Genomic DNA, 23966 nt, shown 5'->3' with positions numbered 1-23966 from the left:
CTGCCGCGAGGTTCCCCCCAACTCCATTGCCGTCATGGTGAGTTGACCTTGCTTGTGGATGCAGGAGACCCATGCCCGACCTGCCGACCCCGAAGGACGCCGCCGAGGCCGCGCTGTTCTCCGAGTGCTGGGACGCCGTCCTGTCGTACGCGGACCTGTGCACGTCCGGCTCGACCGAGGCGAACCAGCTGGCCCGAGAGGCGTTCGCACTCGGCATACGCGAGGCCCGCGCCGCCGAGGACGGCACCGCGCGAGGCGGCGGCCGCCGCTCGTCCCGACTGCCCCGGATCCCCCTGCTGCTGACCGCCGTGCGCACCACGGCGGCCGCCTGGGAGGCCCGCGGCCAAGGCCACAAACTCGACCCCGACCTGCGCCTGTGGCTGAACTCCGGCAAGGCCGCACGCTACGTCGGACCCCCGCTGAGCCGCCCCATCGCCCTGCGCGGCCTGAGGGACATGCAGGAACCGGACGCCGCCCTGCTGTGGCTGGCGGAGGTGGAGGCGCTGCCGCTGCACGCCGTCGTCCGCCGCCAGGGCCTGGACCCGTCCGCGGCCGTCGAGGAACTCAACGAGGTCCGCGGCCTGTTCCGGGACCGCTGCCACCGCAACCATCTCGACACGCCGATGGACGCGGAGTGCCGCAGCTACGTCCGGCTGCTGGACGCCGTCACCCGCTCGCCCGCCGCCGACACCCCGCCCGACCTCTCCCGCCACCTCGCGACCTGCGTGGAGTGCGCGGAGGCCGCCGCCTGTCTGCGACTGCACGGGGGCGGGCTGCCCGCGGCCCTCGCCCAGGGCGTGATCGGCTGGGGCGGCCTCGCCTACCTGGAACGCCGACGGCGCGCCGCCGAGGTGCGCCTCGGACCCGGACGCCCCGACACCGCCGACCCGGAGGGCGCGGCCGTCCGGGCCGCCGCGAGCCGGGCGCGCGTACGGCGCAACGCGCTGCTCACCGCCGCCGTTCTCGTCTCCGGACTGGCGCTCGCCGTCTCGATGATGCCCGGCGACGGCGGGGGCGACGCCCTCGCCAAGGGCAGCCCCACGGACAGCAGCCCCGTGGCCGGGCCGCGCTCCGCCCCGCCGTCCGCCTCCTCGCCCGCGGCCTCCGCGGACGGTCCCGCGCCGTCCTCGTCCGGCCCCGCGCCCTCCGCGGACGGCACACCGTCGGCGGACGGCACCGCAGCCGACGGCGCGAGCAAGCCCGACACCGAGCCCCAGGGCACCTCCTCGTCCACCGCGGCCGCCGGAGGAAGCGGCCGGGAGGCGGCCTGCGAGGTCCGCTACGACCTCGTCAACCAGTGGCCCGACGGCTTCCAGGCCACCGTCACCGTGACCACCGCCCAGGCGCTCGACTCCTGGCGCGTGGCCTGGTCCTTCCGCGACGGCCAGCGGGTGGACCAGATGTGGGACGCGAGCCTCGCCCAGAGCGGCTCCCGGGTCACCGCGGCCAACGCCGACTACAACCGGACCGTGTCCGCCAACGGCACGCTCACCTTCGGCTTCCTCGCCTCCTGGCACCAGAAGAACTCCGCGCCCTACGCGTTCACCCTCAACGGCAAGACCTGCACCGCTTCCTGAGCGGACGGCGGACGACGGCCGGCCGGGGCGGCCGCCTTCCCGGGGCGGGGCCGCCCGGCCGGCCGGCGTCAGGTCCCGGGGAGGGCGGCGGGCGCGCCGAACCACCGCTCCAGCGCGCCGGCCGGCTCCCGCCCGTCCTCACCGACCCATGCGATGTGACCGTCCGGCCGCAGCAGCAGGGCGGGGACGTCCAGCTCCTCGCAGTCGTCGACGACATGGTCGACCCGGTCCGCCCAGCCCCGCACCGAGAGCCGGCCGGTCCGGTCGAGCAGCAGACCGCGGCCGGCGTGCGTCAACGAGTAGAGACGCCCCCGCCCCAGCCGCACGTCGCGCAGCCGGCGGCCGAGCAGCTCATGGCCCTCGCCGAGGTCGTAACGGACGTCGACGGCGGTGATCATCCCGGTCAGGTGGCGGTTCACCTCCTCGAAGTCCATCAGCGTGGACAGCAGCTCGCGCAGCGCGGTCGCGCCCGGGTCGGTCCCCAGCAGCGCCATCTGCGCCCGGGTGTTGGCCAGGACACGGGCGCCCACCGGATGCCGCTCCGCGTGGTAGCTGTCCAACAGCCCCTCCGGAGCCCAGCCGTTCACCTCGGCGGCCAGTTTCCAGCCCAGGTTGAACGCGTCCTGGACGCCGAGGTTGAGCCCCTGCCCGCCGGTCGGCGGATGCACGTGCGCCGCGTCGCCCGCCAGCAGCACACGGCCCACCCGGTAACGCTCCGCCTGCCGGGCCGCGTCGCCGAACCGGGACAGCCAACGCGGCGCGCGCACGCCGAGATCGGTCCCCGCCACGGCCCGCAGCCGCTCCCGGAACTCCTCCAGCGTCGGCGCGGCCGCCCGGTCCTCGCGCACCCCCTCGGCGGGCACCACCACGCGGTACGTCCCGCCCCCGAGGGGGACGGCCCCGAACCGCTGCTGCGTCCTGCGCACCTCCTCGACGACGGCCGCGACGACCGCCGGATCCTCGGTGGCCTCCATCTCGCCCAGCAGTGTCTCGACCGTGGCCGGGGTGCCGGGGAAGCCGACGCCGAGCAGCCCGCGGACGGTGCTGCGACCGCCGTCGCAGCCCACGAGATACCGCGAGCGCAGCCGCGTGCCGTCCGCCAGCTCGACGCTCACCCCGGCCTCGTCCTGGCCGAGCCCCACGACCTCGTGACCGCGGCGGATCCCGGCGCCGAGTTCCAGGGCCCGTTCGGTCAGCAGCCGCTCGGTCTCCGGCTGGGGGACGGCGACCCCGTAGGGGTGCGCGGTGTCCAGCCGTTCCGGCCACGGCTTGGCGATGCCCCCGAAGTGCCCGCCCACCGAGAACGTCCCGGCGATCGCCAGGAACCGGTCCAGCAGACCGCGTTGGTCCATGATCTCGACACTGCGCACATGCAGGCCCTGGCCGCGGGACTCCCCGGTCGGTGCGGCCAGTTTCTCCAGCACGACCGTGCGCACGCCGGCCAGCCGCAGTTCGGCCGCCAGCATCAGCCCGGTCGGTCCACCGCCGACGACGATGACGTCGATCATCGCTACCCCGTTTCCCTGACGTCGTTCCCGGCCCGGAATTCTCGGTGACGACGGGGGCCTTGCGGCAAGCCCCCCGCCGCGCTATACGTTGAGAGTGGCAGGGAGCGGGTTGTCTCCTTGCCTTTTCTCGTTCCGGTTCCCGGCGCGCTCGTGCGGTTCTCGTCGCCGTTCGTGTTCCGGAAAAAGGAGTGGCGACCCGTCGACGGCGTCCGTACGCTGAGGGAGTTCCGAGCGGGGCCGGGCCGGCCGCCGCCGTCAGCCGTGCGAGACAGGGGGTGTGACCGATGACTGTCACTGCCAAGGGCGCTGTGCGCAGCGACCGGACGTTCGTCCACTCCACCTCCGCGGTCTCCGGCTGACCGAATTCTCCGCTCTGTTCTTCTCATTTCCGCACGTGACGTGTTTGCCGTGCGGAGGCGGAGCGCTGCCGGGGCCGCCCCTGTGAAGGGTCCCCCTTGCATTTCTCCTCTTCCTCGGTTCCCCGCGATTCCGAGGCTTCTTCCGGTTCTCCGGCGTCCCCGTCTTCTCCGGATTTCCCGGATTCCCCGGCTTCTTCAGGGACTTCGGGCTCTTCGGGCTTTGCGGGTTCCTCGCATCCTCTCGTCGCCTACGGCTGGGACGAGGGCTGGGAGTCCGCGTTCCTTCCCTGTGCCGAGCAGAATCTGCTGCCCGGCCGTGTCGTGCGCGTCGACCGGGGTCTGTGCGACGTCGTGACGGCGGCCGGCGTGGTCCGCGCCGACACCGAGTTCGTCGTGCCCCGCGATCCCCTGAAGGTCGTGTGCACGGGCGACTGGGTCGCCGTCGACCCCGAAGGCGGCGATCCGCGGTACGTGCGCACGATCCTCCCGCGGCGTACCGCCTTCGTGCGCTCCACCTCCTCCAAGCGCTCGGAAGGACAGATCCTCGCCGCCAACGTCGACCACGCCGTCGTCGCCGTGTCCCTGGCCGTCGAACTCGACCTCGGCCGGGTCGAGCGGTTCCTGGCACTGGCCTGGGAGTCGGGCGCCCAGCCCGTCGTCGTCCTCACCAAGGCCGACCTGGTGCCCGATCCGGTCGCGCTGTCCCACCTGGTCGACGATGTCGAGGCCGGCGCGCCCGGCGTGCCCGTGCTGACCGTCTGCGCCCGGGACGGCGACGGAGTCGGGGAACTGGCCGCGCTGATCGGGCAGGGCACCTCCGTGCTGCTGGGGGTGTCCGGCGCGGGCAAGTCCACCCTCGCCAACGCGCTCGTCGGCGAGGACATGATGGACGTCCGGGCCACCCGTGACATGGACGGCAAGGGCCGGCACACCACCACCACCCGCAACCTGCTCCCCGTCCCCGGCGGCGGCGTCCTCATCGACACGCCCGGACTGCGCGGCGTCGGCCTCTGGGATGCCGGCCAGGGCGTCGGCCGGGTGTTCTCCGAGATCGAGGAGTTCGCCCGCGGCTGCCGGTTCCACGACTGCGCCCACGACGCCGAGCCCGGCTGCGCCGTGCGCGAGGCCGTCGAGGACGGCGAACTGCCGCCGCGCAGACTGGAGAGCTACCGCAAACTCGTCCGCGAGAACGAGTGGATCGTCGCCAAGTCCGACGCGCGCGTGCGCGCCGGGTTCCGGCAGGACTGGAAGCGCAGGCATGCCGAGGCCCGTGCCGCGGGAGAGGCCAAGCGGGGCCGCGGCCCGTGGCGGCCCGCGCCGCCTCACTGACCGGCCGCCGGCGGGCCGGCGGCGGGCGGCCGGGTCGGCGGAACGCGACGACGGCGCCGTGCCGGCGTCACGGACGTCACGTCCGATTTCCGCTAGCACGTGTGTCGTCGCGGGCCGAGACTGGGAGCCATGACGGACCAGGACACCCGCTACGAAGCGGTCCGGAGCAGGGACGCCCGGTTCGACGGCGAGTTCTTCTTCGCCGTCCGGACCACCGGCGTCTACTGCCGGCCCAGCTGCCCGGCCGTGACGCCGAAACGTCACAACGTGCGGTTCTTCGCGACGGCCGCCGCCGCGCAGGGCTCGGGGTTCCGGGCCTGCCGGCGGTGCCGCCCGGACGCCGTGCCCGGCTCGGCGGAGTGGAACGCGCGAGCCGACGTCGTCGGCCGGGCGATGCGTCTGATCGGCGACGGGATCGTCGACCGGGAGGGCGTCGGCGGACTGGCCGGCCGGCTCGGCTACAGCGCCCGTCAGGTGCAGCGGCAGCTCACCGCCGAGCTGGGCGCGGGACCCGTGGCGCTCGCCAGGGCGCAGCGCGCGCACACCGCGCGGGTCCTGTTGCAGACGACGGGCCTGCCGGTCACCGAGATCGCCTTCGCCTCCGGGTTCGCCAGCGTCCGCCAGTTCAACGACACCGTGCGGACCGTGTACGCCTCCACCCCGACCGAACTGCGGGCCGCCGTACGGGCCCAGCACCGCACCGCCACACCCGCCGCCGGGATCCCGCTGCGACTCGCCCACCGGGGCCCGTACCACGCGCGGGCCGTGTTCGACCTGCTCCAGCGCGAGGCCTTGGCCGGCGTGGAGGAGGTGAGCGGACCGGCCGGACGGCGCACCTACCGCCGCACCCTGCGCCTGCCGTACGGCACCGGGATCGTCGCCGTCGACGAGCGCGCGGGGAACCCGGGCCGGGCCTCGGCCGTCAACCCCGGCGGCTGGCTCGCGGCCCGCCTGCACCTCACCGACCCCCGCGACCTCACCACCGCGGTCCAGCGGCTGCGGCGGCTCTTCGACCTCGACGCCGACCCGTACGCCGTCGACGAACGGCTCGGCGCCGATCCGCGGCTCGCCCCGCTGGTCGCCGCCCGTCCCGGACTGCGCGCGCCGGGAGCGGCCGACCCGGAGGAGCACGCGGTGCGCGCGCTGGCCGGGCGGGCGCGGGCCGAGCGGCTGGTGCGCGTCTACGGCAAGGCCCTCGACGCGCCCTGCGGGACCCTCACCCACCTCTTCCCCGAGCCGGCCGTCCTGGCGGAGTCCGAGCCCGGCGGGCCGCTGGGCCCGCTCGTCGCCGCCCTCGCCGACGGCGCCGTACGGCTGGACCCCGGCGCCGACCGGGACGACGTCCAGGCGGCCCTGCTGGCCCTGCCCGGCCTGGACGCCCGGACGGTCGCGGCGATCCGCGCCCGCGCCCTCGGCGACCCCGACGTCGCGCCGCCCGGCACGGACGTCCCCGACACCTGGCGCCCCTGGCGCACCTACGCCCTGCACCATCTGCGCGTCGCGGAGGAACGATGACCGACCTGACCCTGCCGGACCGTATGCCGCACCCGGCCGAACCGCCGGGACCGCGGGAGCGGACGGACCCCACCGGCCCGACGGAACCGAGCCCGGACCCGCGGGCGGAGACGGAGGAGCGGCCGAGGACGCCGGAGCGGGCGCGGCCCCGGGAGCGGGCGGCGGACCCGACGGCGTACTGGACGCGGGTGGAGAGCCCGCTCGGCACGCTGCTGCTGACCGCCGACGCCGACGGCGCGCTGACCTCGCTCTCCGTGCCCGGGCAGAAGCGCGGGCGCAGCGTCCTGGCGGACTGGCGGCACGACCCCGGGCCCTTCCGGTCCGCGAGGGAGCAGCTCGACGCCTACTTCGCCGCCGACCTCAAGGAGTTCACGCTGCCGCTGCGCAGCGACGGCACCGCGTTCCGCGAGCTCGTCTGGGCCGCCCTGGACTCGGTCCCCTACGGGGCGACCACGACGTACGGCGAGGTCGCCGCGCGGGTCGGGACCTCCCGCATGGCGGTACGCGCGGTCGGCGGCGCCGTGGGGGCGAACCCGCTGCTGATCCTGCGGCCCTGCCACCGGGTCATCGGCGCCGACGGCACACTGACCGGTTACGCGGGCGGCCTGGACCGCAAGATCCGGCTGCTGACCCTCGAAGGGGTGCTCCCGGCGCCACCGGTGTGACGACAAGGCCGCCCGGCCGGTCGCCGGGCCGCCGCCCGTCGTCGTCAGCCCCACAGTTGCGCGCCCAGCCAGGCTCCCGCGATCAGCAGGCAGGCGTACAGCTCGGCCAGCACGCTCCAGCCGCCGGAGCGCATCGCCGTGCGCAGGGCCGCGCGGGCCTCGCCGCGACGGCCCAGGCGCAGGCGTTCGGAGAGGTAGACGCCGCCCATGAAGCCGGGGATCGCGCCGAGCACGGGAAGCAGGAGGAAGCCGACGAACGCGCCGGCTCCCGCGTAGGCCGCCATCCGCGGGGTCGCGCCGCTCGCGCGCAGCCGGCGCGGGGGAAGGGCCCAGCGCACCGCCTGGGACACGAGGAGCGTCACGGTCGCCCCGACCAGGACGAACCAGGAGACCGGGCGCGGGTCGTCCAGCGCCCACCACAGGACCGCCGCCCAGACCAGCCACGATCCAGGGACGCCGGGCACCAGCACTCCGCACAGGCCGAGCAGGATGACCACCGCGACCAGCAGGAGTTCCCACACTCCCATCTGCCCAGCCTGCCCGAACCGGAGAGAACGCGCAGGTCAAGGCGGGCGGCTGAACGGCCGTGCGCACACCTGCGGGCGGTGGCGTCACCGTTCGCGGGTCACCCAGCCGCGTTCGTGGGCGTACCAGCCCAGTTGCAGCCGGGTCGTCGCGCCGGTCAGCTCCATCAGCACCTTCACCCGGCGCTGCACGGTCCGCAGCCCCAGGCCGAGCTGTTTGGCGACGCTCGCGTCGGTCATCCCGGCCAGCAGCAGGGAGAGGACCTCCAGGTCGCCGGCGTCGGGCGTGCCCGGGTCCCGCTCGGCGACGCCGGCCGAGCCCAGGCGCAGGGGCAGCGCCTCCCGCCACACCGACTCGAACAGTCCCGACAGCAGTTCGAGCAGCCCGCTGGCGTGCACCACCAGCGCTGCGGGCTCTGCCGAGCGGCCGGTCAACGGCACCAGGGCGAGCGAACGGTCGGCGACCACGAGCTTCGTCGGCACGGTGTCCACCACCCGCACCTGCTCGCCCCGGGCCAGCGCGGTGGTCAGCTCCCGCATGCCGTCCGGCTGATCGAGGACCGCCCGCTCCAGCACGACCCGGTAGCGCACCCCCCGGGAGGCGGCCAGCTCCTCGGCGTCGTTCTCGCTGCCGGTGACGGCCACCGGGGAGCCGGTGACCAGGGCGCACACCTCGTCGCTCGCCCCGAGCTGGAGCTGAAGGAAGCGCTGGGCGACGGCGGCGGCGCCCGTCACCACCTCGACCAGGTCGTGCGCCGCCGGTTCCGCGGCGGCCGCCCGGTACTCCTCGGCGAGCCGTGCCGCCGCCAGCTCCGCCTTGTCCAGCTCGTGCCGCCGGTGGGTGAGCAGAGCGCCCAGCGCCACCCCGGGCGGGGCGGCGACCCAGCGTCCGGGCCGGCCCGAGGACTGCGCGGCCAGCCCGTGCCGCTCCAGGCGGCGCAGCGCGCTCTCCGTGTCGTGCTCGCTCAGCGCCAGCCGCCGTGCGAGGTCGGGCACGTCCGCCGCGCCCACCGACACGAGGGCCCGGTAGGCCGACTCGTGCGTCTCGTCGAGCCCGATCGCTCCCAGCATCGCGGTGGCGTCCCTCCTCGCCGGGTCCCGTCGGCGACGGCCGGCCTCCTCACCTTTCGTGAGTGGCGGGAAACGGCCACGGCGCGAACCCGCCGCCCCACATCATCGCCGTACCGGCGGTCACTCTGCCAATGTGTGGCCACGGCGGAAACATATGATCATCCATCGATCGTCCAGGGTGGGGCTTTGTATCCGCCGTCCACACCCGGAGCGGCCCGGCCACCGCGCCGCGCCTCCGGGTCCGCGAGACGTGATCCGGGCTCTTGCCGCGCAGGGGCGCACCAGGGGACTCGAGCCCAGGTCACCGCAGTCGCCGGGCGGTTCTCCCGTGGGGGGTGGAATCGCCCGGCGACCCCCCTCGCGCCTCACCGGGCCCCGTACCCGCCTCGCCCGGTGACGCCCTCGCCAGACTGTTCGACACCCGTGGCGTGGCGGATTTTCCGGATGCCCCGTTCTCTCGCGGCCCGTGCGGTGGACAATTGTCGGCATGAGCCAGCAGGGGGGAAGGCCCACCGGTCGCGAGGACGACTGGTGGCGGCAGCTGTACGACGACGCCACCGAGGACACCGGGCCCGCGCCCGCCGCCGACTCCCTGGACGACCGCTTCGCCTCGGCGGCCGGAGCGGTGCGCACCACGAACGCGACGGACGGGACCACCGGCGACGCGACCGGCGATGCGGTGGACGGCGCCGACGACGGCAGGCCCGCGTCCGGCCCGGCCGGTGCGCTGCCCTCGCCGCGCGCCGAACGGTCCGGCGCCGAGGCCCGGGCCGACTGGTGGACGCCGCAGGGCCCGCCCCCGACTCCGCCCTCGCCCCCGCCCGTGCCGCGGAAGGCCACCGTCCCGCAGCCCAGAACCGGCCCGCCCGCGGCCCCCGCCCCGCCGGACGCGGGGCCGGTCGGCGGGCCGGACCGGCAGGGCGGTGGGGGCGGTGTGGGCGGGGGCCTCCGGCCGGAACCGCCGTCGGACGGGGCGGCCGGTCCCACCGGCTTCCCGCCGGGCCCGCTGCCGCCCGGCTTCGCCGAGCAGCCGTTCCACGGGGACGGCTACGGGGACGTCCACGGCGCATCCGCCTCCGCATCCGCCTCCGCACCCGCTTCCGCGGACGACGGCGACGCGCCGGCGTGGACGGAGGCCGCGGACCCCCGGCGGCCCGAGTCGCCACCCCCGTCACCCCCGTCACCCGCGGCGGACCCCGCCCGCCGGCCGCCGCCTCCACCCCGTCCGCCGTCCCCGCCGCAGACTCCGCCCGAGGCGCCACGGACGGCCGGGCCCCGATCCGCCGCCGCCCCCGTCGTACCACCCGCCCCTGACGCACCGCCGGACCCTCGTGCACCGGCGCCTCCCGGCACCCCGGCGCCGGCCTCCGCCCCCGCGGTACCCCCGGCCGCCCCGCCGCCCGTGCCTCCCCATGCCCCGCCGCCCCCGACGGCCCCCACCGCCCACACCGACGGGCGGTCGCCCTCGTTCACCCCGGCCGGCGCCGCGCCGTACGCCCCCGCCCGGTCCCCGGAGCCGGGTCCGGACACGGAGGCCGAGCCCGCTCCGCCCGGCCACCCGCCCACCGTCCTCACGATCCCGGCACCGCCCGCCGCCACGGACCACGTCGGCTCCGGCCCGCCCACCTACGACGCCGAACCCACCGCCCTGCCCGCCGCCGATCCGGACGAGCTGGACGACCTGGTCGCCGACACCGTCCTGGAGGGCGCCCGCTACGGGTCCTGGGCGCTGCGCGCCGCGTCGGTGCGCGGCGACTCCGCCCGGTACCGGGGGGAGCCGCGCCGGGACTCGCTGCTCACCGCCCGTTTCGGGACGGGCGAGCACGCGCTCGTCCTGGTCGCGATGGCGACGGGCGCCAGAGCCACTCCGGGCGCGCACCGTGCGGCCGCCGAGGTGTGCCGGTGGATCGGACGCGCCGTGGGCCGCAGCCATGTCCGGCTCGCCGAGGACATCAGGGCGTCCCGGCGCGGCGATCTGAAGTCGGGGCTGCACCGGCTCACCGACCGCAGCCTCGGGCGGCTGCGGGCCGGCGCCGCCGAGCAGGGACTCGAACCCGAGGAGTACGCGGCCACCCTGCGCTGTCTGCTGCTGCCCGCCGACCCCGAATGCCGCACCCGCGTCTTCTTCGGGGTGGGCGGCGGCGGACTGTTCCGGCTGCGCGGCGGCGTCTGGCGGGACATCGAACCGCAGGTGAGCGAGGTCGCGGGCGATCCGGTCGTGGGGTTCGGGTCGCGCCCGGCCGAGACGCCCGAAGGGGACCGGCTCACGATGGACCTGGGCGTCCCCACACCGCCCGACCCGTACGACCCGGAGCCCGGACCGCCCCGCGAGCCGTTCCGCTTCCGGGCCTCCGTAGCCCGCCCGGGTGACACGCTCCTGATGTGCACCGGCGGCATGGCCGACCCCCTGCGCGGTGAGCCGGAACTCTCCGCGCACCTGACGGAGCGCTGGTCGGACCCGGCCCCGCCCGGCCTCGCCGCCTTCCTCGCCGACACCCAGGTCAGGGTCAAGGGTTACGCCGACGACCGTACGGCCGCGGCCGTCTGGGAGGCGTGAGCGCGCCACCGCGGCCACTGTGGAGAGCATCGACCCGGGAAACCGAAGGGATGCGTCGGTCCATGGCCAAGCAGAACGTCGCCGAACAGTTCGTGGACATCCTGGCCCGCGCGGGGGTCAAGCGCCTCTACGGCGTCGTGGGGGACAGCCTCAACCCCGTCGTGGACGCGGTGCGGCGCCACCGGGGCATCGACTGGATCCACGTCCGCCACGAGGAGAGCGCCGCCTTCGCCGCGGGCGCGGAGGCCCAGATCACCGGGCGGCTCGCCGCCTGCGCGGGCTCCTGCGGGCCGGGCAACCTCCACCTCGTCAACGGCCTGTACGACGCCCACCGCTCCATGGCCCCGGTGCTCGCCCTGGCCTCGCACATCCCCTCCAGCGAGATCGGCCTGGGCTACTTCCAGGAGACCCATCCGGACCAGCTGTTCCGCGAGTGCAGTCACTACAGCGAGCTGGTCTCCAACCCGAAGCAGATGCCGAGGCTGCTGCACACCGCGATCCAGAACGCCGTCGGCCGCGGCGGCGTCAGCGTCGTGTCCCTGCCCGGCGACGTGGCCGACCTGCCCGCGCCGGAGAAGGCCGTCGAAACGGCCCTCGTCACCGCCCGCCCCACCGTCCGGCCCGGCGACGCCGAGATCGAGGCGCTCGTCGAGATGATCGACGCGGCCGGCAAGGTCACCCTGTTCTGCGGCAGCGGAACAGCCGGCGCGCACGCCGAGGTGATGGAGTTCGCCGGGAAGATCAAGTCCCCGGTGGGACACGCGCTGCGCGGCAAGGAATGGATCCAGTACGACAATCAGTACGACGTGGGGATGAGCGGTCTCCTCGGTTACGGCGCCGCCTACGAGGCCACCCATGAGTGCGATCTGCTGATCCTCCTCGGCACCGACTTCCCCTACAGCGCCTTCCTTCCCGACGACGTGCGGATCGCCCAGGTCGACGTGCGGCCCGAACACCTCGGCCGCCGCTCCAGACTGGACCTCGCCGTCTGGGGGGACGTCCGCGAGACGCTGCGCTGTCTCATCCCGCGCGTGCGGACCAAGGACAACCGGCGCTTCCTCGACCGGATGCTGAAGAAGCACGCCGACGCGCTGGAGGGGGTGGTGAAGGCCTACACGAGGAAGGTCGACAAGCACGTTCCCGTCCACCCGGAGTACGTGGCGTCCGTCCTCGACGAACTCGCGGACGACGACGCCGTGTTCACCGTCGACACCGGCATGTGCAACGTCTGGGCCGCGCGCTACCTCACCCCCAACGGCCGCCGCCGGGTCATCGGCTCCTTCTCGCACGGCTCCATGGCGAACGCCCTGCCCATGGCCATCGGCGCGCAGTTCACCGACCGCGGCCGCCAGGTCGTGTCGATGTCCGGCGACGGCGGCTTCGCCATGCTCATGGGCGACTTCCTGACCCTCGTCCAGTACGACCTGCCGGTGAAGGTCGTGCTGTTCAACAACTCCTCGCTGGGCATGGTCGAGTTGGAGATGCTGGTCGCCGGTCTGCCCTCGTACGGCACGACCAACAAGAACCCCGACTTCGCCGCGGTCGCGCGCGCCTGCGGCGCCTACGGTGTCCGCGTCGAGAAGCCCAAGCAGCTGGCCGGCGCGCTGAAGGACGCCTTCCGGCACAAGGGTCCGGCCCTGGTCGACGTCGTCACCGATCCCAACGCGCTGTCCATCCCGCCGAAGATCAGCGCGGACATGGTGACCGGCTTCGCCCTGTCGGCCTCGAAGATCGTCCTGGACGGGGGAGTGGGACGCATGCTCCAGATGGCCCGCTCCAACCTGCGCCACATGCCCCGGCCTTGAGTACCGGCCCACTCCGGCGGCGGGTGAGCCGCTGGGCCGGTGGGGGCCGGCGGGTCAGTCGGTGGCGGGGACCCACCGCCGTGCTCCGCCGCCGTCCGATGCGTACCAGTAGCGGGGCAGCCCCTTGATGCTCGTGGTGCGGAACGGACGGCCGTGGTCGTCGACGCGGACCGTGCCGGTGCGGCCCCCGGAGGACCAGTCGAGTTCCAGGTACCAGTCGCAGCCGCACGTCTGCGTCCGTGCCGTGACCAGCAGCACCTCGGGGTCCTTGCCGGACACGTGGTAGGGCAGGCGCACCGCCGGGATCGTCCTCTCCCCGTCGTCGCCGGCGACCGAGCGCGCCACGGGCCGGTCGCTGTCGAGGTCCACCGCGAAGTAGCGCTTGCTCAGCGAGCCGCCGCAGCCCTGGTCCATCGCGTACGCGGTGCCGGGGGCGGGAGCGGCTCGCCGGGCGACCCGCACGCGCACCGCCGTCAGCGCGACGGCGGCGGAGCCGCGTCCCTGGAGCGTGATCTCCACATTGGTCTCGCGTCCGTGCACGGCGCCCTGCGCCGACGCCCAGGCCCCGGCGTCCTGCGCCATCGGGGGAGGCGGAACCTGCGCCGGCGGCCTGTAGATGACGTAGTCATGGCCGCAGCCCTGCGCCCAGACCTGCGAGTCGGCGGTCCAGGTGAGCGGCACGCCCGCGGCCGGGACCGCCGCGGCTCCGCCGCCGGCCGGGGCGGCCTCGGTCACGGGCGAGGTCCTGGTGCGTCCGGGGGAGGGCGAGGGCGAGGGCTCGGCGGAACCGGTGGGGGCGGTCGTCTTCGCCCGGCCGGGTGCGGAGGATCGGGCGGGGGCGGCCCCGGGGGACGGCACGACGGGCACCGCGGCGGACCGGACGGCGTCGTCCGAGGCTCGGGGAGGGCGGTGTCCGCCGCCTCCTCCGGGCAGTGCGGCCAGCGTGCCCAGGGTGATGAGGAGCGCGCACGCGGCGCCGGCGAGGACAGCGGTACGGCGGCGGCGGTACCAAGGGCGCGCGGGCGCCCGCCCCGGGGCCGGATCCCGCGTTTCCCGCGCCTCCCACGCCGCCCGTGTTTCCCGGACCCCGCCCGCCGCCGGTGCTTCATCCCGCTCGGCTGCGTCGGACGGGTCCTGCGCGTGATCCGGGTCGTTCGGGTCGTGCGGGTCGTCCGGGTCGTCCGGGTTGTGCGGGTCGTGCGGGTCCGGCGACCTGTGCCGGGCGTCCGGGGCTTGCCCCGGTGCCTCCGCCCGGTGCGGTGACGCCGCGGCCGTCGTGCTCCGGGGGCGTTGTCGCGCCGCCGCCAGCCGGAGCCACCGCCGGTGCAGTTCGAGGCGTTCCTCGGGCGTCGCCCCGCAGAACTCGGCGAGCCGTTCGACCGGGGCGAAGTCCTGGGGAACCGCTTCCCCCGCGCAGTAGCGGTGCAGCGTCGAGGTGTTCATGCCCACGCGACGGGCGAGCGAGCCGTAGCTGCGCTCGGTGCGCCCCTTCAGTTCCGTCAGCAGTGCCGCGAACTCCGTCACATCGCTCACACAGTCGTCGGTCGACACCGGGTCCCCCGCGCTCGTCCGGCCCGGGCGGTCATCCCAGGCACTCATATACCTGCACGTCAGATGGCCTGGGATGGTTCCACCGCCGCCGATCGGGCGCAGACCGTTGCAGCCCGGCGGGGGAACCGCCGATGCTCTTGGTGTCGCACCGACCGGGCCGGAACCGACCGGCCGGCCCCTCGGCGCCGACCCGCACTCATGCAGCCACCCGGCACTCACCCGGCACTCACTCACGGGGGACACCCATGCCCAAGCGCTTTCGAACCGCCATGATGATCACCACGCTCGGCGGGCTCACCGCACTGACGGCCGCGGGCACCGCGTTCGGCGCCTCGCCCGCCCCGGCGGCGAACGGGCCCGCCTCCCAGCGGCCCGGCTTCCTCTCCGCCCCGGACCTCCCCGTCCGCCCCGGCGCCCCCTGGACCGCCGGCCGGATCACCGCCGGCGCAGCGCCCGACGTGGAGCTGGACCTGTGCCTCGGCAGGGCGCTGGGCGACGGCTCCCGCTCCTGGTACCGCGACTTCCGGACCGACCTCGACACGAGCGCCCGTCAGATCGCCGTCCGGACGCCGAGCGTCGCCGCGGCCAAGGGGCGGTACGCGCGGGTCGACCAGGACATCCGGTCCTGCGCCCGGCGGATCGAGCGGGCCGACCCGGAGGTCGAGGCCACGCTCAGGGACTACGGACGCCTGGACGTCGAGGAGGGCGCCCACGTCTACGGCCTGCACACCGAGACGTCCTCGGGCGCGAGCGACATCCGGCTCATCTCCGTCGGCCGGGACGGCACCAGGGTGACGGTCGTGGACTGGCGCCAGATGGGCGACTTCGCCGACGCCCCGGTCAAGGCGTTCAGGAAGACGACCGTCACCGCCGTCGACAGGCTCCGCTGACGTTTTGGAGCACGGGCGCGGCCGGCCGCCCACGCCGACGGGGACGCGACGCACGAACCGTGCGTGACGAGACCGCCGAGAAGAGCGGGCCGCCGCCCCTCCCGCCACGGGGGTCGGGAGAGGCGGCGGCCCCGCCGCAACCGGCACGACCACCGCACGGCCGAACCACCGATCACCACTCGACCGATCACCGCTCGACCACATGAGAGACACGGGGAACACGGACATGACGAACGACGTCATCAACAGCACGACCGGCGCCACCGAGACCGGCACGGCCGTCAAGAGCACCGCGCGTCTGCGCGCCACCCGCCGTACCGCGGTCGCCGCCGGCCTCGCGCTGGTCCTCGGGCTCGGCGTGACGGCGCAGGCGTCCGCCGGCGGCCCGCGCAGCGTCAGCGGCAAGTCGTCGGACGACATCACCCGCGTCGCCGACTTCTACGGCGCCTACATCGACGCGGTGACCGACGAGGGCGGCGGCGACCTCGCGGACGCGCTGCGCGCGCACTACCTGACGCCGGCCCTCCAGAAGGAGCTGAACGCCTGGGAGGAGGCCAACCACGCCAACGGTGTCCTGCGGGCCCAGAACGTCCCGCTCGCCTGGAAGGTCACCGACAACGGCGCCACCGGGCACACGGAGGCCGTCGTCACCCTCACCTGGAGCAGGAACACCACCACGAAGCTGATCGTGGACGTGAACCGCGAGAGCCACAAGATCTTCCACATCGGCACGAAGGGCGTCGCGGGCAGCTGACCGCCGCCTCGGGGGTCGCGGGGTCACCGAAGAGTTCAGGCCAACCTCGTGGACCGGGGGACCGGGGCGCCGGAACCCGAAGGGGATCCGCGGGCCGGCGGGCCGGGCACGTCCCGGACGCCGGCCCGCGGATCCCCTGTCGTGTGCGTGTCCGGCTTCCGGCGATCGCCGCTTGCGCGCCGCGTCTACGACCAGGTCGGTAGGCCCGCGCCCGCAGCCGGCACGACCCCCGGCGGTCCCCGGCCACCCGGACACGCACGCGACAGGGGCGCGAAACGGCCAGGCGGGAGGCCGTGCCGGACGGGCCGGCGCCCCGGCTCACCTCGGCTCGCGCGGGAGGTGAACGCCGGGAGCGCTCCGCGCCGGTGCACGCCTTCCGGGGGCCTGCCCGCGCCGTCGTGCGGCCTGCTCACGGACCGGCCGCCCTGGTGAGCCCTCGGCGGCTCCGCGCCCGGCGGCCGCGTCCGCCCGTCGCCGGGGCCGTCCCGCACGCCGCCGTCGAGTCAACGGGAACCGGTGCCTCGGCCAGTGCCTCGACCAGGGCTTTCGCCCTCCCTCCCGGCGTCGGGCGCGGACGGCGGCGGGCCGGCCCGCGCGCCCGGCCGTCCGCCGAGGCCGCGTCGGGCGACCGTCACGCGGCCCCGTGCGCGCCCGCCGCTCCCGGCGGCGCATCGGCCGCAGAGGTCCGTGCCTCGCCCCGCTCCCGCGCGCCGGAACCCGGGTGCGGCGCTCGCGCGGGCGGCTCCGCCAAGCTCCGGACAACGCTGTCGTCCCGCCCCGCGCCGTGCGGACGCCCTCGGCGGCGCGTCCGAACATGGCCGAACAGCCGGTCGTTGACGATTCCACATGACTGGCGCGGTGCCGACCGGGCAAGGATCCCCGTGAACGTGTTCGAGCAGGGGGAAACCGACATCGGCACGCGGGCGGGGGTCATGGAGAGGCAGGCACGGGGAAGCGGCGCGACGACGGTCGTGGACGGCTCGGCGACCGGAGAGCCGGGGGAGACCGGGGACGACGCCGCCGGGGACGCGGCGGACCGGGATCGCGCGGCGCAGCTCAATCGCCGGCTCGGCCGGGCGGACCTGCGGGCGGTGCCCGAGGCGCGCCGGGCGCTGCGGGAGCTGCTGCGGGGGTGGGGCAAGCCCGGCCGGTCCGAGACGGCGGAACTGCTGACCAGCGAACTCGTCACGAACGCGCTGGTGCACACGGACGACGACGCGCTCCTGACGGCCACCGTCTCGTCGGCCGGTCTGCGGGTCGAGGTGCGGGACTGCGTCGCCCGCCGGCCCCGGCCGAGCGCGCCGGCCCCCGACGAGGGGACGCACGGGCGGGGTCTGGTGCTCGTCGAGTCCCTCGCGGACACCTGGGGCGTCCGGGCCCAGGGCGGCGGAAAGGTCGTCTGGTTCGAACTGGGCGCCGGAGCCGCGTGAGCGGACCGGACCCACCGGAGCGTGGGTCGGCGCACCGCACGCGGCACGGGAAGGGGGCGCGACCGTGGTGGTCGCGCCCCCTTCCCGTCATTCCCGTCCGGTCGTCAGCCGAACTGCTGCTCCAGGTCCTTGAGCTTGCGCTCCAGGGAGTCGAGGCGCGGAAGCGCCATCGTGTCGTCCTCCGCGGTGAGGTCGACCGTCGTCGATTCGGAGCCGTGGCGGACGGGCTGGAGGGAGGGCCGTGACCGAACGGGCAGCTGCTCGGCCGAGTTCGCTATGGCAGGCTCCGCGGGGACACGCTCGGCCGTGGCCCGCTCCAGCGCGGCCTGGGCCTCGACCTGACGGCCGCCGCCGCGGCCGGGGAAGCGGCCGTGGCCGCGGCTGATCGCCTTCAACTGCGCCCGCTCGACCCGCTGCTGCTCGCGACGGCGCAGCTTGGTCTCCTCCTTGCGGGCCTTGTCCTCGCGGACCTCCTCGACGGCCTCGTCCAGGCTGCGCACGCCCTCGAGCAGCATCAGCGACCAGGCCTTGTAGGTCTCGCGGGGGGCGCGGACCCAGCGCACGACGCGGATCTGCGGCAGCGGACGGGGCACGAGACCCTGTTCGCGCAGGGCCGCCCGGCGGGTCTGCTTCAGGGCCCGGTCGAAGAGCACGGCCGCGGAGAGGGACATGCCGGAGAAGAACTGCGGGGCGCCGTCGTGGCCCAGGCCGCGGGGCGCGTGCACCCAGTTGAACCAGGCCGCCGCACCGGCGAACGTCCATACGAGTATCCGGGAGCCGAGAGCCGCGTCGCCGTGGCTGGCCTCGCGCACCGCGAGGACGGAGCAGAACATCGCCGCGCCGTCCAGGCCGAACGGCACCAGGTACTCCCAGCCGTTGGTGAGGCCGAGATTCTGCTGGCCGAAACCGACCAGGCCGTGGAAGGAGAGGGCGGCGGCCACGGCCGCACAGCAGAACAGGAGGACGTAGGAAGCGGTCCCGTATATGGCTTCCTTGCGCCTGCGGCGCTCCTCGGTGCGCTCCCACGAGTCGTCCGCGCTCGCGCTCGCCCCGGAGGAGCGCTTGCCGCGCGCGAGCACCGCAACCGCCGCCAGCATGCCCAGGAGCAGTACGGCGCCCGGAAGCAGCCAGTTCAGCGATATGTCGGTAAGTCTCATCTGGGGTCCCTTGCATTGGGATAGGGCGTAACGCCCGCCATAGTGGCCCAATCCCGCCGTGCCTCAGGGGGTTTCGGGGCAAGAGGCCGCCAAGGAGGTGCAAGGGGATGCCCAGGGCGACGTTCTGCTCGAACTGCCGCTTGAGGGGCGGGAGTTGAGTTCGAATAAGACTACCCGTAAGGGTGGTTCCACGGAAAGTTCCCGTGACGCGTGAGGAATATGTGAATCGCCTGTGACCGTACGGGAGTCTCGTTCGGGTGATCTTACGGGACGTGCGGCGCGCCTTCGCTCCGGGGGTCGCCTTCGGCGGCGGCTGAGGCGACGTCAACTCGCCGCGGAAGCAGTGGCGGTGAGCCTGGCGACGCGGTCTGCGTCGCAGGTGCGCGGGCAGGAGACGCAGGTGTCCTCCGGGCGCACGGTGTAGAACATGCAGCAGCTCGCCCGGTCCCGGGTGGGCAGGGGCTCGCCGTCGGGGCCGGTCAGCTCGCGGAAGGCCGCCGAGCCGACGTAGGGACGGGTGGCCCCCGGGAGCAGCAGCTCCAGCTCCCGACGCGCCCGCTCACCCTCGTCGTCGCCGAACAGCCCGCCGACGTACCAGAGCCCCTCGACGACCTCGTCCGTGACCATGCCCCACAGGGCCCGGCCGCGCCGCCGGGCGCGCGGGCCGAAGGCCGCGAGCAGCGGCTCGAGGTGCTCGGCCACCGCCGCCCGGACCTCCGCGCGCAGCGCCTCCTCGTCCGGGACCACCCGGGCGCCGGGCGTGCGGGCCGCCGGGTCGCCCGGCAGGCACGCGAAGGAGGAGGGCGGGCGGACGGCCATCCGCATGCCGCCCCCGCTGCGGTCGTACGAGACGTCCGTCACGAGGAGCCGGGGGACCCGCCGGTGCAGGAACCACGGCACGGTGATCAGCAGACAGGCGGGCCAGGCGTAGCGGTGCAGCCCGAAGCCGGCCACCACGTCGGGGCGCGCCCTGCGGCCGTGGTCGCGGACGACCTGGGCGTCGTCCCAGGCCAGGAAGGTCTCCACGGCCGCGCCGCCCTCGGCCAGGGCGGCCGCCGTGACCCATCCGCCGCCCCGGGGCAAGGGCTCCGCGGGCGCCGGCTCCCTGACCGTCAGGCTCGGCAGCACCCGCGTCAGACGGGCGTAGGCCTCCGCGGTGACGGACGGGGCGGCGGCCGGTGGAGCGGCGGACGGCGGGAGGGCGGCCGACGGAGCCGTGGCCGACGGGGCTGGGGGCATGCCGGTACCGCCGTTCCGGGAGCTTCAACAGGTTAGCCTTACCTTACCTGCTCCCGTCCCTGCGGTCCGGCCGCCCCCGTGCCCCGGCCGGTGGAGAACCCCCGTTTTCCCCCGAGACGCCGGGTACGCCTAAGGTGCTTGACGGACGAGTAACAACCCGTCGTAATGACCCCAAGTACCGACAACGCCGGAGGAGGCCTCGTGGAGCGGAGCACACAGGGCTCCACCGGTCTGGAGACCCCGGCCGTGCCCGACGGCGGCGGCCGCCCCCGGGTGCCGGCGCAGGCGCGCCCCGGTCCGTCCCCGTTCAGCGGCGGATACGGCGAGGGCGCGGACCGCGAGCGGTGCGGGCCGACGGACGCGGCGCGCGGCGAGCACACGCACGGCGAGGCCCCCGCTCCGTCTCCTCTTTCCCCTTCGGCGTCCTGCGGGCCCCCCGCTCCGTCCGCGTCCCCCGCTCCCGGTCTCGCGCGGGCGGGAGCGGCTCCGGCGCCTTCCCGCCCCGTGATCCAGCGGGCGTCGGTGCGCGGTCAGATCCTCGACGCCCTGCGCACCGCGCTCGTCACGGGCGAACTGCTGCCGGGCGAGGTGTACTCCGCCCCGGTCCTCGGCGAACGCTTCGGCGTCTCCGCGACCCCCGTGCGCGAGGCGATGCAGCAGCTCGCGCTGGAGGGCGCCGTCGAGGTCGTCCCCAACCGCGGGTTCCGGGTGGTCGTGCGCGGCGCCCGTGAGCTGGCCGAGCTGGCCGAGGTGCGGGCGCTGATCGAGGTGCCCGTGATGCTGCGGCTCGCCCGTACGGTGCCCGGTGAGCGGTGGACGGAGCTGCGGCCCCTCGCCGAGGCCGGCGTGCGTGCGGCGGCCTCCGGATGCCCTGCCACCTACGCGGAGGCCGACCGGCGCTTCCACCGCGCGCTGCTCGCCCTCTCCGGCAACGAGCAGCTGGTCGCGGTCGCCGACGATCTGCACCGGCGGTCGCAGTGGCCGCTGGCCGGCGCGCCCGCGCGGCGCGGACGGGCCGACCTCGTCGCCGACGCGGCCGAGCACCTGTCCCTGCTGGAGGCGCTGACGGCGGGCGAGCTGGACGTGGTGCAGAAACTGACCCGGGACCACTGCGCGGGCTCGGCCGGCTGACCGGCCCGCCCCCGTCCCGCGCGCAACGTCCGCCGCTCCTCGCGGCCGCATGCTGCCGTGCGGGCGGCTGTGCGGCCGGCGGTGCGGATGCCGCCGTCGGGCCGGGCCGGGATCCTCACACGCCCGACGGGCTCGGTGCGGCCGGCGGGGCCAGCTGGCGGGCCAGCCAGGTCGGCACGCCGCCCAGCAGCCGGAACAGCCGCCGCGCCTCCTCCCGCAGCCGTGACGCCTCCGGTTCCACCTCCGCGTCCGCGAGCGAGACGAGCGCCGGAGCGGTGCCGACGAGATAGCCCAACTCCTCGCGGATGCGCAGGGATTCGGCGAAGCCGTGGCGGGCTTCGGCGATCTCGCCGTCGCGCAGGGCGAGGCCGGCGAGGTGACGCCAGGTGAAGGACAGCAGCAGGGAGTCCGAGTGCAGGGCGGCCGCCGTGTGGGCGCGCCGGTACGCGGCCTTCGCGGCCTGTGGGGAACGCGAGATGTTCTCCGCGACCAGGCCCCGCCGGAAGTCCAGCAGCGCCCGGCCCGTCGCATCCGGCGGGATCAGCGCCGCCGCCCGGCCCAGCGCGGCCCGCGCCTCGTCCGCCCGGTCGCGCACCCCGTGCAGCGTGGCGGCGTAGGCGAGCTGCCCGCGTTCACAGGCGGCCGCGCCGCGCTCCTCGTCGTCGTGGGCCAGGGCCTCCGCCGTGCGCAGCGCGTCCTCGGCGTCCTGCCAGCCCTGCTCGGTGTACAGGCACCGCTCCACCAGCAGCGCGGCCCGCTGCATCGCGCCCGCGGCCGTGCCGGGTGGGACAAGGGCCGCCGCGTCGGCCCAGCAGGCCCGCGAGCGCAGCCGCCATACCGCGGTCTGGAGGGGATCGTCACCTGAGGTCGTTCCGGTACCAGACATGGCGGAATGCGCCACGTTGCCCTCCCCGAGCGCGCCGTCGAGCTATGAGTGGTGGCCGCATCTCAGCACGGATCGAGGTACCGGGCCAAGGGGGCGGGTGAAGGATTTCACAAAGTCGTGGGACTCGGTGTCCTCCCAGGTGCGCGCCGAGTCGCCGGCGAGGGGCGGCGACCGGGGGCCGGGCGTCGTCAGCTCATGCGCAGGGCCAGGAAGAAGTCCAACTTGTCCTCCAGGCGCGACAGGTCACGGCTCGTCAACTGCTCGATCCGCCCGACCCGGTAGCGCAGCGTGTTGACGTGCAGGTGCAGACGGGAGGCGCAGCGGGTCCACGAGCCGTCGCAGTCGAGGAACGCCTCCAGGGTCGGGATCAGTTCGGCGCGGTGGCGCCGGTCGTAGTCGCGCAGGGGGTCCAGGAGGCGGGCGGTGAACGCCCGGCGCACGTCGTCGGGGACGAACGGCAGCAGCAGGACGTGCGAGGCCAGCTCCTGGTGCCCCGCCGCGCAGACCCGGCCGGGACGGGCGGCGGCCACCCGGCGCGCGTGCCGTGCCTCCTCCAGCGCCCCCCGCAGCCCCTCGGCGGAGTGCACGGCCGCGCTGACGCCCAGGGTGAGCCGCCCGTCGCCGTCGAGTCCCGCCGACAGCGGCTCCCGCACGGTGGCCAGCAGCGCGTCGGCGAGGACGCCGGTCTCGCCGCCCTCGTGCTCGGCGGGCATGGCCGGCAGGGGGACGAGGGCGATGGCCTCGTCACCCGTATGGGCGACGGCGATGCGGTCGGACGGCTCGGGACCGGTGGCCCCGGGGTCGACGAGGATCTCCTCCAGCAGCGACTGGGCGACCGGGCCGGCCTCCGCGGCGCCGTTCTCCCACTCCACCCGGGCCACCACCACCTGCCAGTGCGGCGCGGCCCCCAGCCCCGGCAGCAGCACCGGCGCGGCGACCCGCAGCCGGGCCGCGATCTCCGCCGGGGCCGCTCCCGTCTGGACCAGCTCCAGCACCTCCTGCGCGAGACGGCGGCGCACCGTGCGCGCCGCGTCCCGGCGGTCGCGTTCGACGGCGATGAGCTGCGTGACGCCCTGGAGCAGGTCGAGGCGCTCGTCCGCCCAGTCGCCGGCGTCCGCCTCGACGGCCAGGAGCCAGTCCGACAGCACGCTCTCGCGCACGTCCCGCGCACCGGGCGCGCCCGCCGCCCCCGGACCGTGCGCGGTCCGCGACGGCTGCGGGGACGGGGGGACCCGGGGGGTGTGCGGCGGGCGGCCGCCGCTGGAGCGGATCGGGAACAGGGAGAACGTCGTCTGCCCCACGATCACCCGGTGCGGGCCGCGCCGGCCGGTGCGGACGGCGGCCAGCTGCTCCGCCGCGAGCTTGGCGCACACCTCGGCCGCGAGGCCCGGACCCGCCGTCTTCGGGCCGGCGATGAGCCGCCCGGTGGGGGACAGGACCCAGGCGCGCAGGTCCAGGTCGGAGCCGAGCAGGTCCAGGACCACGTCCGGGCCGCCGCCGGCCGGGCCCGAGGTCATCATCCTGCGGTGCCGGTCGACGACGGCCGCGAGGTCGCCGGCGCGCTCGCCGGACACCTGCCGCACGACGTGCTCGGTGATCGTCGCGAAGGCCACCGACTCGTGCACCGCGAACAGCGGCAGACGGTGCCGGGCGCAGGCCGCGACCAGGTCCTCCGGGACGTCGCCCAGCTCGGCCTCGCCGGCCGCGAGCGCGGCCACGCCGGCCTGCACCAGGATCCGTACGAAAGGCTCGGAGTCCGCCGCGTCCCGCCGCCAGGCCAGGCCCGTCAGCACCAGCTCGCCCCCGGAGAGGTAGCGGCTGGGGTCCCGCAGGTCGGTGGTCATGACCCCGCGCACCGTGCGGTCCAGCTCGTCCTCGCCGCCGAGGAGCCCGAGGCCCAGCGCATCGGTGTCCAGAAGTGCGCGCAGCCGCATCTCGTCGCCGCCGTTCTCTGTCTCGAAATCTACGATGAATCCTGAGGGACGCGACGGGAGAAGGCCCGCCGCCGGTCCCGCCCC

At 75.4% G+C, this 23966-nt stretch carries 18 protein-coding genes; 10 read left to right on the top strand and 8 right to left on the bottom strand.

Going from position 1 to position 23966, the window contains the following annotated elements:
* Window positions 1-71 precede the first annotated feature (71 nt).
* Window positions 72-1577 (top strand): cellulose binding domain-containing protein, encoded by a 1506-nt coding sequence (locus ACGFSH_RS21240; protein WP_393350799.1) that lies wholly within the window; start codon window positions 72-74, stop codon window positions 1575-1577.
* A gap of 68 nt (window positions 1578-1645) precedes the next feature.
* Here ACGFSH_RS21240 and rox read toward each other — a convergent pair whose 3' ends face one another.
* Entirely contained in the window at window positions 1646-3085 is a 1440-nt protein-coding gene (rox, locus tag ACGFSH_RS21235) for a rifampin monooxygenase (protein WP_393350797.1), read from the bottom strand.
* 680 nt (window positions 3086-3765) lie between these two features.
* Between rox and rsgA the strand changes: the two genes are divergently transcribed.
* The 3 genes from rsgA (at window position 3766) to ACGFSH_RS21220 (ending at window position 6953) form a co-directional block, all read left to right on the top strand.
* A complete protein-coding gene (gene rsgA / locus ACGFSH_RS21230; protein WP_393350795.1) occupies window positions 3766-4773 on the top strand; it encodes a ribosome small subunit-dependent GTPase A in 1008 nt (335 codons plus the stop codon).
* A gap of 129 nt (window positions 4774-4902) precedes the next feature.
* Window positions 4903-6288, top strand: a complete 1386-nt coding sequence (locus ACGFSH_RS21225; protein WP_393350794.1) for a DNA-3-methyladenine glycosylase 2 family protein — start codon at window positions 4903-4905, stop codon at window positions 6286-6288.
* 188 nt (window positions 6289-6476) lie between these two features.
* Window positions 6477-6953, top strand: coding sequence for a methylated-DNA--[protein]-cysteine S-methyltransferase (locus tag ACGFSH_RS21220; protein ID WP_393350902.1), 477 nt, complete (start codon window positions 6477-6479; stop codon window positions 6951-6953).
* 44 nt (window positions 6954-6997) lie between these two features.
* On the opposite strand, the gene ACGFSH_RS21215 is transcribed toward ACGFSH_RS21220, so the two are convergent.
* Window positions 6998-7480, bottom strand: a complete 483-nt coding sequence (locus tag ACGFSH_RS21215) for a DUF456 domain-containing protein (RefSeq protein ID WP_393350793.1) — start codon at window positions 7478-7480, stop codon at window positions 6998-7000.
* An 84-nt stretch (window positions 7481-7564) separates the two neighbouring features.
* Window positions 7565-8548: a helix-turn-helix domain-containing protein gene (locus ACGFSH_RS21210; RefSeq protein ID WP_393350792.1), complete on the bottom strand. Its 984-nt coding sequence runs from the start codon at window positions 8546-8548 to the stop codon at window positions 7565-7567.
* A 487-nt stretch (window positions 8549-9035) separates the two neighbouring features.
* Between ACGFSH_RS21210 and ACGFSH_RS21205 the strand changes: the two genes are divergently transcribed.
* Window positions 9036-11105: a protein phosphatase 2C domain-containing protein gene (locus tag ACGFSH_RS21205; RefSeq protein WP_393350790.1), complete on the top strand. Its 2070-nt coding sequence runs from the start codon at window positions 9036-9038 to the stop codon at window positions 11103-11105.
* Window positions 11106-11167: 62 nt separating this feature from the next.
* Window positions 11168-12910, top strand: a complete 1743-nt coding sequence (locus ACGFSH_RS21200; RefSeq protein WP_393350788.1) for a pyruvate dehydrogenase — start codon at window positions 11168-11170, stop codon at window positions 12908-12910.
* Between the two features lie 54 nt (window positions 12911-12964).
* Here ACGFSH_RS21200 and ACGFSH_RS21195 read toward each other — a convergent pair whose 3' ends face one another.
* The gene (locus ACGFSH_RS21195) at window positions 12965-14509 is read right to left on the bottom strand and encodes a helix-turn-helix domain-containing protein (RefSeq protein WP_393350786.1); all 1545 of its coding nucleotides are present in this window, start codon (window positions 14507-14509) and stop codon (window positions 12965-12967) included.
* Window positions 14510-14706: 197 nt separating this feature from the next.
* Between ACGFSH_RS21195 and ACGFSH_RS21190 the strand changes: the two genes are divergently transcribed.
* From ACGFSH_RS21190 to ACGFSH_RS21180, 3 genes are all read left to right on the top strand, one after another.
* Window positions 14707-15351 carry a hypothetical protein gene (locus ACGFSH_RS21190; RefSeq protein WP_393350784.1) on the top strand — a complete coding sequence of 215 codons (645 nt, stop codon included), beginning with the start codon at window positions 14707-14709 and terminating at the stop codon, window positions 15349-15351.
* 226 nt (window positions 15352-15577) lie between these two features.
* The gene (locus ACGFSH_RS21185; protein WP_393350782.1) at window positions 15578-16105 is read left to right on the top strand and encodes a hypothetical protein; all 528 of its coding nucleotides are present in this window, start codon (window positions 15578-15580) and stop codon (window positions 16103-16105) included.
* 932 nt (window positions 16106-17037) lie between these two features.
* Window positions 17038-17535: an ATP-binding protein gene (locus ACGFSH_RS21180; RefSeq protein ID WP_393350899.1), complete on the top strand. Its 498-nt coding sequence runs from the start codon at window positions 17038-17040 to the stop codon at window positions 17533-17535.
* A 104-nt stretch (window positions 17536-17639) separates the two neighbouring features.
* Here the strand turns inward: ACGFSH_RS21180 and ACGFSH_RS21175 are convergent, their stop codons facing one another.
* Window positions 17640-18692 carry a DUF2637 domain-containing protein gene (locus ACGFSH_RS21175; RefSeq protein WP_393350779.1) on the bottom strand — a complete coding sequence of 351 codons (1053 nt, stop codon included), beginning with the start codon at window positions 18690-18692 and terminating at the stop codon, window positions 17640-17642.
* A 324-nt stretch (window positions 18693-19016) separates the two neighbouring features.
* Window positions 19017-19931: a (2Fe-2S)-binding protein gene (locus ACGFSH_RS21170; protein WP_393350777.1), complete on the bottom strand. Its 915-nt coding sequence runs from the start codon at window positions 19929-19931 to the stop codon at window positions 19017-19019.
* Window positions 19932-20132: 201 nt separating this feature from the next.
* On the opposite strand from ACGFSH_RS21170, the gene ACGFSH_RS21165 reads away from it, so the two are divergent.
* Window positions 20133-21062, top strand: coding sequence for a GntR family transcriptional regulator (locus ACGFSH_RS21165; RefSeq protein WP_393350775.1), 930 nt, complete (start codon window positions 20133-20135; stop codon window positions 21060-21062).
* A gap of 115 nt (window positions 21063-21177) precedes the next feature.
* Here the strand turns inward: ACGFSH_RS21165 and ACGFSH_RS21160 are convergent, their stop codons facing one another.
* On the bottom strand, window positions 21178-21963 hold the full coding sequence (locus ACGFSH_RS21160; RefSeq protein WP_393350772.1) for a hypothetical protein: 786 nt from the start codon (window positions 21961-21963) through the stop codon (window positions 21178-21180).
* 173 nt (window positions 21964-22136) lie between these two features.
* A complete protein-coding gene (locus ACGFSH_RS21155; protein ID WP_393350769.1) occupies window positions 22137-23882 on the bottom strand; it encodes a PucR family transcriptional regulator in 1746 nt (581 codons plus the stop codon).
* Between the last annotated feature and the right edge of the window lie 84 nt (window positions 23883-23966).

Origin of the sequence: Streptomyces sp. NPDC048481, from assembly GCF_043200075.1 — a bacterium.
Classification (GTDB): domain Bacteria; phylum Actinomycetota; class Actinomycetes; order Streptomycetales; family Streptomycetaceae; genus Streptomyces.
Note: the sequence above shows the minus strand (reverse complement) of the source record. Positions and strands in the feature narration are given on the sequence as shown.